The following is a 12,946-nucleotide window of genomic DNA, read 5'->3' as shown; positions in this document are numbered from 1 at the left end:
TGAGTGGAACATCCGTTACGGAAATCCCCCCTTTAGGACAGAACGATACAGCAATGGAACCGTTTGTAACAAGTGATACGGAAAATCGTGCGCTGACGCAGTTGCGCGAGCGGATCGCCGAGCGGTGGGACGGGCTCGCGAAGTCCGAGCGCGCCGTGAGCCGGGTGCTCACCGCGATGTCTGCGGAGCGCCTGCTGTACGCGAGCGCCGCCGAGCTCGGCGCGCAGAGCAAGACGTCAAACGCGTCGGTCGTGCGCACCCTGCAGACGCTCGGCTACTCCGGGCTCTCCGAGCTCAAGCAGGAGGTCGCGGCGCCATTCAGTTCGAGCGTCGCTCCAGAGGTCAGACTGCGCAGTCGCCTCGAGCACCTGGGGCAAGACCTTGGCCAGATTCAGCGCGAGATCTGGAGCGAGGCGCAAGACCTCATCGCACTCGCGAGCCGAGCGAACTCAGACGCAGAGTACTCAGCGGCGGTCAATCTGATCGTGCACGCCGACACGGTGTTTTGCTACGGGCTAGGCGCCTCCGGCATCGCGGCCGACCATCTTGCGCTGCGCCTGCGGCGCATCGGCGTCGGCACGCGGCGCCTGACAACAGACGGTTTCCGGCTCGCCGACGAGGTAATGAGCCTCGGTTCACGCGATCTGCTCGTGGTCTTCGCCCCCGGTCGCGTGACGCGCGACATTGAGGCACTGCTCGATCAGGCACAGCTCGTCGGCGCCAGTGTGCTGCTCGTCACCGACGAACTGCAGCAGCAGCTCGGCGCGCGCGTCACGTTGGGGCTCTCCGCGCCGCACTCACCCACCGGGCTGACCTCCGAGGGCATCGCCGGCATTCTCATCAGCGATGTGCTCGTGCAGGCGGTCTCAGCAGTGGGGCCAGACACGGCGTTGCGGTCGTCGCAGGCGCTCAACGACCTGCGGGCCCGCCTCGGATACTGAGGCGGGCCCGCAGGTCGTGCACTACTGACGCCCTACAGCTCGGGCATCACCGAGAGCGCGAGCGCGTCGCCGTCGCTCGCCACGTCGACGCGCACGGCCGAACCGTCGCGCACCTCGCCCGACAGAATCGCGCGAGCGAGCCGGTCGTCGATTTCCTTCTGCATGAGGCGTCGCAGCGGTCGCGCACCGTAGATCGGGTCGTAGCCCCTCGACGCGAGCCAGCTGCGCGCGTCGGGAGTCACCGCGAGCGTCAGGCGACGATCCGCCAGGCGCAGTTGCAGTCGATCGATCGAAAGCTCCACGATCTGCGCAAGATCAGCCTCGCTGAGCGGGTGGAAGATCACCATCTCGTCGAGCCGGTTAATGAACTCCGGCTTGAACGCGCGGCGCACGGTCTCGCGCACCGCCCCCTCCTTCTCAGCCCAGGCCATATCGGGATCGATCAGATACTGGCTTCCGAGATTCGAGGTCAGGATCAGGATGACGTTGCGGAAGTCAACCGTGCGCCCCTGCCCGTCGGTCAACCGGCCATCATCGAGCACCTGCAGCAGCACGTCGAAGACCTCAGGGTGCGCCTTCTCGACCTCGTCGAGGAGCACAACCGAGTACGGCCGCCGCCGCACGGCCTCGGTGAGCTGACCACCCTGCTCGTAGCCGACGTAGCCCGGAGGGGCGCCGACGAGCCGAGAGACCGAGTGCTTCTCGCCGTACTCCGACATGTCGATGCGCACCATGGCGTGCTCGTCGTCGAAGAGGAACTCGGCGAGCGCTTTCGCGAGCTCGGTCTTGCCGACGCCGGTGGGCCCGAGGAACAGGAATGAACCCGTGGGGCGATTCGGATCGGCGATGCCTGCGCGCGTGCGGCGCACTGCGTCTGCGACCGCGGTGACGGCCTCGCCCTGCCCGATGAGCCGCTTCGAGAGCTCGTGCTCAAGCGCGAGCAGCTTTTCGGTTTCGCCCTGCAGCAGCCGGCCGACGGGAATGCCCGTCCACGCGGCCACTACCCCGGCGATGTCTTCGTCGGTGACTTGATCGTTGACCATCCGATCCTCACCGGCGGCAGCCCCCTCGGCCTCGGCATTCTCGGCCTCGGTGAGTTGCTTCTGAATCACCGGGATCTCGCCGTAGAGCAGCTTCGACGCCTTTTCCAGCTTGCCCTCGCGCTGCGCGACCTCTGCGGACATACGCAGCTGGTCGAGCTTTTCACGGAGCGCGCCGACGCGGTTCAGCGAGTCGCGCTCGCGCTCCCAGCGCGCTTCAAGTGCGTCGAGTTCGGTCTGCTTCGCGGCCAGATCCTCGCGGAGTTTCGCGAGACGCTCCTTTGAGGCGGCGTCCTTCTCTTTTTTGAGCGCGAGCTCTTCAAGCTTCAGCCGATCGACCGCGCGGCGCAGCTCGTCGATCTCGACCGGGGCCGAGTCGATTTCCATGCGCAGGCGGCTCGCCGCCTCGTCGATCAGGTCGATCGCCTTATCGGGTAGCTGCCTGGCCGTGATGTACCGGTCAGAGAGCGACGCGGCGGCGATCAGTGCAGAGTCGGCGATCGTCACCTTATGGTGCGCCTCGTACCGCTCTTTCAGGCCGCGCAAAATGCCGACCGTGTCAGTCACCGAGGGCTCGCCGACGTAGACCTGCTGGAAGCGGCGCTCAAGTGCGGCGTCCTTTTCGATGTATTCACGGTACTCATCGAGCGTGGTCGCGCCAATAAGACGCAGTTCACCGCGAGCAAGCATCGGCTTCAGCATCTGCGATGCCGCCACCGACGACTCACCGCCACCGGCACCCATGAGCGTGTGCAGCTCGTCAATGAAGGTGATGAACTTACCGTCAGAGTCTTTGATCTCCTGGAGCACCGCCTTCATGCGCTCCTCGAACTCGCCCCGATACTTCGCGCCAGCAATAAGCGCTGAGATGTCGAGCGAGATCAGCTCTTTATCTTTCAGCGACTCGGCGACGTCGCCAGCAATGATGCGCTGAGCGAGCCCCTCAACGACGGCGGTTTTGCCGACGCCCGGTTCGCCGATGAGCACCGGGTTGTTCTTCGTACGCCGCGTGAGCACCTGGCTCACGCGCCGAATCTCGGAGTCGCGCCCGATCACCGGATCGAGCTTGCCCGAACGGGCGACCTCCGTGAGGTTGATGCCGAACTGCTCGAGGGCGCTCTGTTCGCCTTCGCCCTGAGCCGGTTGCCAATTTGCCTGCATATGGGATCCTTCCTCGTGCGGCAGATGCGTGCGAGCCTGCCCAATCGAATGACGACCAGGCAGTTCTCACAAACTTGAGTGTTGTTGACTCAAGTTTACCGCAGAGGTCGGAATTTCGCTAGTGGCGAGTGGTGAGTGGCGGAGGTGCTCGGTGCGATGCGCGCGGTGCGATGCGCGCTGACGTTACGCTGGAAGCCGACCAGTGCTTCAGCCCACCCCGCCCGCAGAAATCGAGGAATCGACGTCATGTCCAAGATCGCACTCGTGCGCCAGCCCAGCCCCCTGCTCGACAACGGCATCGTCGACCACATTGAAAAGGTCGCCGTCGATCTTGAGCAGGCCCGCACGGAATGGCGCGGCTACGTCGATACGCTGCAGGCCCACGGGTGGCAGACAATCGAGGTCGAGGCGGCCGACGACTGCCCCGATTCGGTGTTTATCGAAGACACCGTCGTGATGTTCCGCAACGTGGCTGTAATCTCGCGGCCCGGCGCTGACAGCCGCAAGCCCGAAACCGCTGGTACCCGCAAGGCACTCGAAGAGCTCGGCCTGCCGATCGCCGAAATTCGCGCGCCAGGAACCCTCGACGGCGGCGACGTGCTGAAGGTCGGCGACACGGTGTACGTCGGACGCGGCGGACGCACCAACGCCGAGGGCGTCGCGCAGCTACGCCGCATTCTTGGCCCGCTCGGTGCGAACGTCGTCGGCGTGCCGGTCACAAAGGTACTGCACCTTAAGACCGCCGTCACCGCGCTGCCCGACGGAACGGTCATCGGCTACCCCGAGTTCGTCGACAACTCAGATATCTTCGACCGCTTTCTCCCCGTGCCTGAGCCGCACGGAACCGCGGTCGTGTGCCTCAGCGAGTCCGAGCTCATCATCTCGGCGTCGGCCCCGCAGACCGCGCAGATGCTGCGCGAACTCGGTTACACGGTGACCGAGGTGCCGCTCGCCGAGTACGAGAAGCTCGAGGGCTGCCCCACCTGCCTCTCAGTGCGCGTCCGCAACGCGCACTGACCCCGCGCCCGCGTCTTTCCGCGCCCGCCCGCCCGCGCCCGCGCCCGCGCCCGCGCCTGTCGAACGTACGCAAATGGTCGCCTCTCGCACGAGAAACGACCATTTGCGTACGCTCACCTGGGGCCCGGGCCCGGGCTCGGGGCTCGGGGCCCGGGGCTCGGGTTAGGCTACTACCTTGATGCCTAGGGTTTCGGTTGGCACGTCCTTGGTCTCGCGCGCGGTGAGCGCTGCGAGCGTCACGATCAGGCAGATGACGCCCGTGAAGATCGAGATGATCACCCAGCCACCCTCCTGCACGCCGCCGAGTCCGGCGACGATCGACGGTGCGAAGCCAGCCATCAGGAACCCGATCTGCGTGCCGATCGCCAGGCCAGAGAACCGCACCCGCGCCGAGAACATCTCGCCGTAGAACGAGGGCCAGACGGCGTTCGCCGCTGCGTAGCCACACGAGAACGTGAGCACGGCCAGGGCGAACGTCAGGAACGTGTTGTCCCCGCTCATCGACAGCATGTAGAACGGCATGAATACCGCCGACGAAATCGCGCCGTAGATGAACACGGGCTTGCGGCCGATGCGGTCGGAGAGCATCGCGAACAGCGGTTGCGTGCCCAGCGCGAAGACGTTCGCGACAACGACGAGCCAGAGCGTCAGGCTCTCGCTGAGCCCGACCTCCTTGCCGTACGCGAGCGCGAGGTTACCGAACACCGTCGACACCGCAGCGATGAACGCGCAGAGGATGACGCGCAGCACATCACGCCAGTGGTCGCGCATGAGGTCAAACAGCGGCACCTTCGCGATTTCGCCCTGCGCCTTCGCCTCGGCGAACGACGGCGGTTCGTGCAGGGTGCGGCGAATATAGAACGTCACGATGACGACGACCGCGCTCAGCCAGAACGGGATGCGCCACGCCCAGTCGTACTTGAACGGGTCATCGTCAGACAGCAACGTAACCGGCAAGAAGATGAGTGCCGCGAGAATCTGCCCGCCCTGGGTGCCCGAGAGCGTCCACGACGTGAAGAACGAGCGGCGGTTGTCGGGCGCGTGCTCGAGCGTCATCGACGATGCGCCGGCCTGCTCGCCCGCCGCCGAGAGTCCCTGCAACAGGCGGCAGAGCACGAGCAGAATAGGCGCGGCCCAACCGATTTGAGCGAACGTCGGCAGGCATCCGATGATGAACGTCGAGATTCCCATGAGCACGAGCGTGAACATCAAAATCTTCTGGCGGCCAATGCGATCACCGAGGTGGCCCAGGATCACGGCGCCGACCGGGCGCGCAATGTAGGCAAACCCGAAGGTCGCGAGCGACATCACGAGCGACGCTTTGTCTCCGTCAGGGAAGAAGATGTGCGGAAAAATCAGCGCGGAGGCGGTACCGAAGATAAAGAAGTCGTAGTACTCGACGGCACTGCCCATGAAGCTCGCGATTGCGGCTTTCACGGGTGTCTTTTGAGCGGTGACTGGCTGCTCGGAACCCAGAGCTTCCGGGTTCGTGGGGGTTGGGGTGGGTGACACTACAGTGACTCCTTTGTCATCGGGGAGGATGCAGCCTCTTCAGCATCGATGAGGCTGCGGAACTGATGGTGCATTCGGTGAAGATTGGCGTCGCGGCCCGTGACAAGCCGAAATGTGTCCGCGGCCTGACCGACGGCCATGTGGCCGCCGTGCAGCGTGCGGCAGCCAAGGGCGCGGGCCGCGATCAGCAGGTCGGTGTCGAGCGGGCGGTACACAATGTCGGCGACCCACTGGGTGGGGTGCAACAGCGCGGGATCGAAGGGAACCCCCGGATGATGATGCATGCCGACCGGCGTGCAGTTCACGACCCCGTCGGCATTCCGCAGCAGTCCGGGCAGTTCTGCCGTGGTCGCTGAGCGCACCGGGCGGCCGTGCCTGGCCGAGAGTTGGGCGGCGAGATCGGTTGCAAGATCCTGCGCGATTTCAACAATCACGAGGTCTTCGGCTCCCCCACGCATAAGGGCGTCCGCGACAGCGGATCCTGCGCCGCCGGCACCGATCTGCACAATGCCCCGCACGCCCGCGCCCGGAAGGCTCTGGTGAAACGCGCGCTCGAATCCGCTCGTATCGGTGTTGTATCCCACGCGGCCCTCTGGCGCGAAGAGCACGGTGTTTACGGCGCCGAGCGCCGCGGCGACGGGGTCGAGCCGGTCGAGCAGCGGGATCACGGTGCGCTTGCATGGGTGAGTGATGTTCAGGGCGTCGAAGCCGAGTCGCTCGGCCCAGTCCAGGATTTGCGGGAGCGCGTCGGGCTCGAGCCCGAGGGCCGTGAGCTCGATGGGCTGGTAGATGTAGGCCAGTCCCTGAGCGCGCGCTTCTTCCATGTGCAGGGGAGGCGTGAGCGACGGCGTAACGCCGGTGCCGACGAGGCCCATGAGGAATCCGGCGCGTGACTTCACTGTCAATCCTTCGGTAAGCGTGTGCGGGGCAGCATCGAGCTGCGCCCTAATGTACTAAACAGTTAGTTAATAATGAACGAACGTCGCAGAGGTGTCAACTCACCCCCACCCACTTCCCCCTCCCCAACTCCCCCGCCCCATCGCGAGCGGGGTAACTCTGAGGGGGTGTCGCGCCCGCAACACGCGTCGAAAGTTACCCCGTTCGCCACCGGGGCGGGGCGTAGCGGATTAATTAACTGTTTGGTACATTAGCCGCATGCGTACCTCAATCGCCACCGTGTGCCTCTCCGGTGGGCTCGTCGAGAAGCTCCACGCCTGCGCCGCCGCGGGGTTCGACGGGATCGAAATCATGGACTCCGACCTCACGGCCGCCGACGAGTCCCCAGAAGAGATCCGCGCGCTCTGCGCTCGTCTCGGCCTCACGATCGACCTGTTTCAACCGTTGCGCGACGTCGAGAGCGTCGCCGGCGACGTGTTTGCCGACAACTTGCGGCGAGCCCGCGCGAAGTTCGACGTGATGCAGCGGCTCGGCGCCACCATGATCCTGCTCTGCAGCAACGTCGGCACGGCGACCGAACCGGACCCTGACGTCGCCGTCAAACAGCTCGGCGCGCTCGCCGACGCGGCCGCCGAATATGGCATCTCGATTGCCTACGAGTCCCTCGCGTGGGGTCGCTACGTCAGCGACTACCGCGACGCCTGGCGCCTCGTGAAGCGCGCTGACCGGCCGAATCTCGGGGTCTGCCTCGACAGTTTTCACGTGCTCTCACGTGGCCACGATCCCGCCGGAATCGCCGAGATCGACGCTGAGAAGCTGTTCTTCTTACAACTGGCGGATGCCCCCGCGATGGATCTCGACGTGCTGACATGGAGCCGCCATCACCGATTGTTCCCGGGCGAGGGAGACTTTGACCTCACCGACTTTCTCTCCCACGTATTGCGCGCCGGGTACGCCGGGCCGCTCTCGCTCGAGGTGTTCAACGACACGTTCCGCCAGACGGATGTCACGCGAACTGCGGCGCACGCGATCCGCTCGCTGCGCTGGCTCTACGACCGCACCGCGGCGCTCAACGCGTGGACCGACGAGCAACTGGATGCCCCGCAGCCACCGCGCGCGGTCGACTTTGTCGAGATCACGGGCGATGACCTGTCGAGCCTCGAACAGGCGATGCAGCAGCTCGGCTTCGTGTTTGGCGGCGGGCACCGCACCAAGTCGGTGCGCCTCTGGCGAGCGGGCGAGGCAAACATCATCCTTACCGAGCAGGGCCACGGGCGCGACGCACACCTCGCGGGGCTCGGCTTCGTGGTCGACGACGCCCGCGCCGCAGCACGCCGTGCCGTCGCGATCGGCGCCCCTCCGGCCTTCCGACGCACCAGATCGGGTGACGCCGAGTTGCCGGCGGTCTCGGCACCGGACGGCACAGGCGTCTACTGGAACTCGAACTCCGCCGCCAACACGTGGCTCGGCGAATTCGAGGGCGGCGACACCGCGGGCCCGACGTCGCTCAGCGGAGTGATCGACCACCTCAACATGGCGCACCCGTGGCACGAATTCGACGAGGCCGCGCTCTTCAACACGAGCGCGCTCGCTCTCGAAGCGGAGACCACCGCCGACGTGCCCGGCCCGCGCGGCCTCGTGCGCAGCCGGGTGATGCGCACCGCCGACGGTGCCGTACGCCTGGCGATGAATCTCTCGCCGCCAACGGCGTCGACCCTGCCCAGCCATGTCGCCGTGCGCGTCGACGATGCGATCGCGGTCGCCGAGCGCGCGCGGGCCGCGGGACTCGCGTTCCTCTCAATACCCGACAATTACTACGATGACCTCGAGGCACGCTTCGGCCTGGACCCGCAGCTACTCGGCCGACTACGCGAACTCGACCTGCTCTACGACCGAGATGCCGAGGGCACATTCATCCATTTCTATACGCCCACCGTCGGCAACCTCTTCTTCGAGATCGTCGAGCGTCAGGGCGCGTACGACGGATATGGCGCGGCGAGCGCACCCGTTCGGCTTGCGGCGCAGAGAGACCACGGGCAAAGTTAGCCGTGTGAAAGAAAACGCGGTCAAGCAGCGAGACGCCGAGCGAACGCGTGCCGAACTGCTCACCGAAGCGACCGCCGCGTTTGCCGAAACCGGGTATTCGGGCACCAGCGTCGACGAGATTGCGCGCCGCAGCAGTACGACAAAGCGCATGATCTACTACTACTTCGGCAGCAAAGAACAGCTGTACGTCGCGGTACTTGAGAACGCGTACCGCGGCATTCGCGATGCCGAGCAGCGGTTGCGGGTCGACGGGCTCGAGCCGGTCGACGCGCTTCGCCGGATCGCCGAACTCACCTACGATCACCACCTCGAGCACGAGAACTTCATTCGACTCGTCGCAATCGAGAACATCCACCACGGCCGGTTCATCGCGCAGCTCGAGTCTCTACGCGAGGTCAACGCACCCGCGCTCACGCTGCTCGAACAACTGCTGCAGCGCGGCCGCGAACAGGGCGTGTTTCGGGAGGGGATCGAGCCGCTCGACGTCCACCTGCTGATCAGCTCGTACTGCGTGTTTCAGATCGCGAACCAGTACACGTTCGGCCATCTCTTCAACACCGACCTGCACACGACCGCCCAGCGCGCGCACCTGCGCCGCATGATCGGCGACGTGATCGTGGCCTGGGTCACGACACCAACCTCGACCCCCTAGCCCTACCCCCCTGCCTCACTCCCCCGCTGCCCCGCTGACGCGGCCATCGAGCGGACGCATATGGTCGTTTCGGCGCCGAATAACGACCATCTGCGAACGCTCAACCGGGAAAACGAGGGGGGCAGTGGGCAAGGGGCAGGGGCAGGGGCAGGGGGCAGGCGCGCGGGTTAGAGGAGGCGGAGCTCCTGCTCGATCGCCGAGGCAGTTTCGCGCAGCAGCGGCAGGTGGTGCTCGCGGAGGCGTTCGGCCGACGTCCAGCTCGCACTCGTCGACACATTGATCGCCGCAACGACGTCACCGCCCTTGCCACGCACGGGGGCGGCCGCCGAAATCAGGCCGATCTCGAGCTCGCCGTCGACGATTGCCCACCCCTGCTCGCGCACGGCGTCGAGCTCGCGCGCGAGGGTGGGCGGATCCGAAATTGTTCGCTCGGTGATGCCGCCGAGATCGCTCCCAGCAATCAGCGCGGTTCGCTGCGGCTCGGGGAGCGCGGCGAGCAGCACCCGGCCCATGCTCGTGGCGTAGGCCGGAAAACGGGTGCCGATCGTGATGCCCACCGTCATGATGCGCCGCGTCGGCACGCGGGCGACGTACACGATGTCGGAGGCGGCGAGCACGGCGGCCGAGACCGATTCTTCGACCTCGCGCGAGAGGCGTTCGAGGTGCGGTTGCATCACCTCGGGCAGCGAGAGGGCGGAGAGGTAGCTGAATCCGAGTTCGAGCACGCGCGGCGTGAGCGCGAAGGTGCGGCCGTCTGAGCGCACGTAGCCGAGCGTTTCGAGCGTGCGCAGAAAGCGCCGTGCGGCCGCCGCGGGCATGTCGGCCCGGCGCGCCACCTCGCTCAGGCTGAGCTCGGGGTGCTCAGCATCAAAGACCCGGATCACCGCGAGACCTCGCGCGAGCGATTGCACGAAATCGGGGCCCGCGATGCCAGCCTCTGGTTCGCCTGTTCCGCTCATGCGATCACCCTATCGGCAGGCTACCGCTCCAACACCACCGCGAGTCCCTGCCCGACACCGATGCAAATCGCGACCACCGCGACGCCGCTCCCCCGTCGCCGCAGCTCGTGCGCCGCGTGCCCGATAATGCGCCCGCCCGAGGCCCCCAGCGGGTGCCCCATCGCAAGCGCTCCGCCGTGCACATTCAGCTTTTCGGGGTCGAGCTCCGGCCAGCCAGCGAGGCACGCGAGCGCCTGCGACGCGAACGCCTCGTTGAGCTCGACGAAGTCGACATCGGCCCAGGTCTTACCGGCGCGGGCGAGCGCCTTGTTTGCGGCCTCGATGGGCGCGGTCGGAAACAGATCGGGATCAACTCCGTGCGCCGCCCGCCCCGCGATCCGCGCGAGCGGCTCACCGTCGCACGCGCCCTCGCCGCCAACGAGCACCGCAGAGGCGCCGTCGTTGATCGGCGACGAGTTACCGGCGGTAACCGAGCCGTCTGCGGCGAACAGCGGTTTCAGGGTCGCGAGTTTCTCGACGGTGCTTCCGTCGCGGATGCCCTCGTCGCGCGCGAGCTCCGTGCCAGGCACCCGCACGATCTCGGGGTCGTAGATGCCTGCGGCCCACGCCTCCGCGGCGAGCCGGTGAGACCGCCCGGCGAACGCGTCTTGCGCCTCGCGGGTGATGCCCCACTCGCGGGCGGTCTGTTCGGCAGCCTCGCCGTTCGAAATGGTCCAGTGACGCGGCAGCGCCGGGTTGATCATGCGCCACCCGATCGAGGTGTTCCACATGGTCTGGTTGCCGACGGCGGGCCACGGCTTCGCCGACTTTTCGACGACGAACGGGGCGCGCGACATCGACTCTACGCCGCCCGCGAGCACGAGCGACGCGTCGCCCGACTCGACCGCGCGCGAGGCCTGGATCACGGCCTCGAGCGACGACGCGCAGAGCCGGTTGACCGTCGTGCCCGTGACGGAGGTCGGAAACCCTGCGAGGAGCGCGCCAAATCGCGCCACGTTGCGGTTGTCTTCACCGGCCTGGTTTGCGTCACCGAAGATCACGTCGGCGACGCGAGCGGGGTCGACGCCGGTCCGCTCGACCGACGCGCGCATCACGATCGCCGCGAGGTCGTCGGGCCGCACCCCCGCCAACGCTCCGCCGGCTCGGCCAAACGGGGTGCGTACGGCGTCGTAAATGAAACTCTCGGTCATCGGTCGTTCCCTTCGCTGGTGCGGTCGCCGGTCGCATCGACCAGCTCCAATCGGGTCAGCTCGCGCAGCCCGTCGATCGTGTTGTCGCCGAACAGCTCGCGCACGGCGAATCCGTCTGGTGTGACGTCGAACACCGCGTGATCGGTGTAGACCCGCGACACGCAACCGACGCCCGTGAGCGGATAACCGCACGCCTCGACGAGCTTCGAGTCGCCCTGCTTCGTGAGCAGATCGGTGAACACGTAGACACTCTTCGCGCCGATCGCGAGGTCCATCGCGCCGCCCACGGCCGGGATCGCTCCCGGGGCGCCGGTCGACCAGTTCGCCAGGTCGCCGTTCTCCGCGACCTGGAACGCGCCGAGCACGCAGACGTCGAGGTGCCCGCCGCGCATCATGCCAAACGAGTCGGCGTGATGGAAGTAGGAGGCCCCGGCGAGCGCCGTAACGGCCTGCTTTCCGGCATTGATCAGATCGGGATCGACGCTGCCCACCTCCGGGGCCGGCCCCATCCCGAGCATGCCGTTCTCGGTGTGCAAGATAATCTCGAGGTCGGCCGGGAGGTAATTTGCCACGAGCGTTGGGGCGCCAATGCCGAGGTTCACGACCGAGCCCTCGGGAATATCAGCGGCGATCCTCGCCGCGATGTCTTGTCGAGTGAGTTTCGTGGTCATGAGAGTGCGTTCCCTTCCAGATCGACGCCGCCGACGAACGCGCCGTCGCGCAGCCACGGCCGCTCGCCCACCGCGACGACGCGGTCGACGAAGATACCGGGGGTGGCGACCGCCTCGGGATCAATCGCGCCGAGTTCGACGCACGCGTCGACCTGCGCCACCGTCAACGTCGCCGCGCTCGCCATGATCGGGCCGAAGTTGCGCGCCGTCTCGCGGTACACGAGATTGCCCCAGCGGTCGGCGTTGCGCGCGCTGATGAGCGCGACATCGGCGCTGATCGGGTATTCGAGCGCGTACACACGACCGTTGATCTCGCGGGTTTCTTTGCCCTCAGCGAGCTGCGTACCCACGCCGGTCGGCGTGAAAAACGCGCCGATGCCCGCGCCGGCCGCGCGGATGCGCTCGGCGAGGTTGCCCTGCGGAACGAGTTCGAGTTCGATCGCACCCTCGCGGTACAGCCCGTCGAAAACCCAGGAATCAGCCTGGCGGGGAAACGAGCACACGATCTTGCGCACGCGGCGCTTGGCGAGCAGGGCCGCAAGCCCGGTGTCACCGTTGCCCGCGTTGTTGCTGACGATCGTCAGCTCGCTCGCCCCCTGCTCGATCAGCGCGTCGATGAGTTCCACCGGCTGACCCGCGCGGCCGAAGCCACCGATCATTACTGTCGCGCCATCGGGGATGCCCGCGACCGCTTCATCCACGGACGGGACGGTCTTGTCGATCATCCGCTGCCTCCTCCACCTTGAGTGGCGAGCGGGTCACTGGAACCCGCTGCCATGTTTTCGCTCTGCGAACCAATCTTCGTTCTGCGAATAGTTTAGACGGCATGCGAGCGAAAGGGAAGCGCCGCGGGTGCGAGC

Annotated in this window: 11 protein-coding genes; 4 read left to right on the top strand and 7 right to left on the bottom strand. The window is 66.5% G+C overall.

Annotation, left to right across the window (positions count from 1 at the left end; translation table 11 throughout):
• Window positions 1-53: 53 nt before the first annotated feature.
• The gene (locus ACFWHR_RS02525; RefSeq protein WP_382446694.1) at window positions 54-941 is read left to right on the top strand and encodes a MurR/RpiR family transcriptional regulator; all 888 of its coding nucleotides are present in this window, start codon (window positions 54-56) and stop codon (window positions 939-941) included.
• 32 nt (window positions 942-973) lie between these two features.
• Here the strand turns inward: ACFWHR_RS02525 and ACFWHR_RS02520 are convergent, their stop codons facing one another.
• Window positions 974-3,142 carry an ATP-dependent Clp protease ATP-binding subunit gene (locus tag ACFWHR_RS02520; protein ID WP_382446693.1) on the bottom strand — a complete coding sequence of 723 codons (2,169 nt, stop codon included), beginning with the start codon at window positions 3,140-3,142 and terminating at the stop codon, window positions 974-976.
• Window positions 3,143-3,388: 246 nt separating this feature from the next.
• Between ACFWHR_RS02520 and ddaH the strand changes: the two genes are divergently transcribed.
• Entirely contained in the window at window positions 3,389-4,159 is a 771-nt protein-coding gene (gene ddaH / locus ACFWHR_RS02515; RefSeq protein WP_382446692.1) for a dimethylargininase, read from the top strand.
• A gap of 162 nt (window positions 4,160-4,321) precedes the next feature.
• Here the strand turns inward: ddaH and ACFWHR_RS02510 are convergent, their stop codons facing one another.
• Both ACFWHR_RS02510 and ACFWHR_RS02505 read right to left on the bottom strand, forming a co-directional pair.
• Window positions 4,322-5,572 (bottom strand): MFS transporter, encoded by a 1,251-nt coding sequence (locus tag ACFWHR_RS02510; protein ID WP_382447746.1) that lies wholly within the window; start codon window positions 5,570-5,572, stop codon window positions 4,322-4,324.
• Window positions 5,573-5,670: 98 nt separating this feature from the next.
• The gene (locus ACFWHR_RS02505) at window positions 5,671-6,570 is read right to left on the bottom strand and encodes a shikimate dehydrogenase (RefSeq protein ID WP_382446691.1); all 900 of its coding nucleotides are present in this window, start codon (window positions 6,568-6,570) and stop codon (window positions 5,671-5,673) included.
• 256 nt (window positions 6,571-6,826) lie between these two features.
• On the opposite strand from ACFWHR_RS02505, the gene ACFWHR_RS02500 reads away from it, so the two are divergent.
• The gene (locus tag ACFWHR_RS02500; protein ID WP_382446690.1) at window positions 6,827-8,614 is read left to right on the top strand and encodes a TIM barrel protein; all 1,788 of its coding nucleotides are present in this window, start codon (window positions 6,827-6,829) and stop codon (window positions 8,612-8,614) included.
• Window positions 8,615-8,618: 4 nt separating this feature from the next.
• Window positions 8,619-9,266, top strand: a complete 648-nt coding sequence (locus ACFWHR_RS02495; protein WP_382446689.1) for a TetR/AcrR family transcriptional regulator — start codon at window positions 8,619-8,621, stop codon at window positions 9,264-9,266.
• Between the two features lie 167 nt (window positions 9,267-9,433).
• Here the strand turns inward: ACFWHR_RS02495 and ACFWHR_RS02490 are convergent, their stop codons facing one another.
• Genes ACFWHR_RS02490 through ACFWHR_RS02475 form a run of 4 tightly spaced genes read right to left on the bottom strand, consistent with a single transcriptional unit; the run spans window position 9,434 to window position 12,811 of the window.
• Entirely contained in the window at window positions 9,434-10,225 is a 792-nt protein-coding gene (locus tag ACFWHR_RS02490; RefSeq protein WP_382446688.1) for an IclR family transcriptional regulator C-terminal domain-containing protein, read from the bottom strand.
• Window positions 10,226-10,245: 20 nt separating this feature from the next.
• On the bottom strand, window positions 10,246-11,415 hold the full coding sequence (locus tag ACFWHR_RS02485) for a thiolase family protein (RefSeq protein WP_382446687.1): 1,170 nt from the start codon (window positions 11,413-11,415) through the stop codon (window positions 10,246-10,248).
• Window positions 11,412-12,086 carry a 3-oxoacid CoA-transferase subunit B gene (locus ACFWHR_RS02480; protein ID WP_382446686.1) on the bottom strand — a complete coding sequence of 225 codons (675 nt, stop codon included), beginning with the start codon at window positions 12,084-12,086 and terminating at the stop codon, window positions 11,412-11,414. The genes ACFWHR_RS02485 and ACFWHR_RS02480 overlap by 4 nt, the downstream gene beginning before the upstream one ends.
• Window positions 12,083-12,811, bottom strand: a complete 729-nt coding sequence (locus tag ACFWHR_RS02475; RefSeq protein ID WP_382446685.1) for a 3-oxoacid CoA-transferase subunit A — start codon at window positions 12,809-12,811, stop codon at window positions 12,083-12,085. The genes ACFWHR_RS02480 and ACFWHR_RS02475 overlap by 4 nt, the downstream gene beginning before the upstream one ends.
• Window positions 12,812-12,946: the final 135 nt, after the last annotated feature.

The organism is Leucobacter sp. NPDC058333, assembly GCF_042726155.1.
In the GTDB taxonomy this organism is placed as follows: domain Bacteria; phylum Actinomycetota; class Actinomycetes; order Actinomycetales; family Microbacteriaceae; genus Leucobacter.
The sequence above is the reverse complement of the archived record's forward strand: the minus strand, read 5'-3'. Positions and strand labels throughout refer to the sequence as shown.

Excerpts from the sequence above, each read along its gene's own strand:
- ACFWHR_RS02525 (WP_382446694.1), top strand. The coding sequence starts at position 54 with ATGGAACCGTTTGTAACAAGTGATACGGAAAATCGTGCGCTGACGCAG.
- ACFWHR_RS02520 (WP_382446693.1), bottom strand. The coding sequence starts at position 3,142 with ATGCAGGCAAATTGGCAACCGGCTCAGGGCGAAGGCGAACAGAGCGCC.
- ddaH (WP_382446692.1), top strand. The coding sequence starts at position 3,389 with ATGTCCAAGATCGCACTCGTGCGCCAGCCCAGCCCCCTGCTCGACAAC.
- ACFWHR_RS02510 (WP_382447746.1), bottom strand. The coding sequence starts at position 5,572 with ATGGGCAGTGCCGTCGAGTACTACGACTTCTTTATCTTCGGTACCGCC.
- ACFWHR_RS02500 (WP_382446690.1), top strand. The coding sequence starts at position 6,827 with ATGCGTACCTCAATCGCCACCGTGTGCCTCTCCGGTGGGCTCGTCGAG.
- ACFWHR_RS02490 (WP_382446688.1), bottom strand. The coding sequence starts at position 10,225 with ATGAGCGGAACAGGCGAACCAGAGGCTGGCATCGCGGGCCCCGATTTC.
- ACFWHR_RS02485 (WP_382446687.1), bottom strand. The coding sequence starts at position 11,415 with ATGACCGAGAGTTTCATTTACGACGCCGTACGCACCCCGTTTGGCCGA.
- ACFWHR_RS02480 (WP_382446686.1), bottom strand. The coding sequence starts at position 12,086 with ATGACCACGAAACTCACTCGACAAGACATCGCGGCGAGGATCGCCGCT.
- ACFWHR_RS02475 (WP_382446685.1), bottom strand. The coding sequence starts at position 12,811 with ATGATCGACAAGACCGTCCCGTCCGTGGATGAAGCGGTCGCGGGCATC.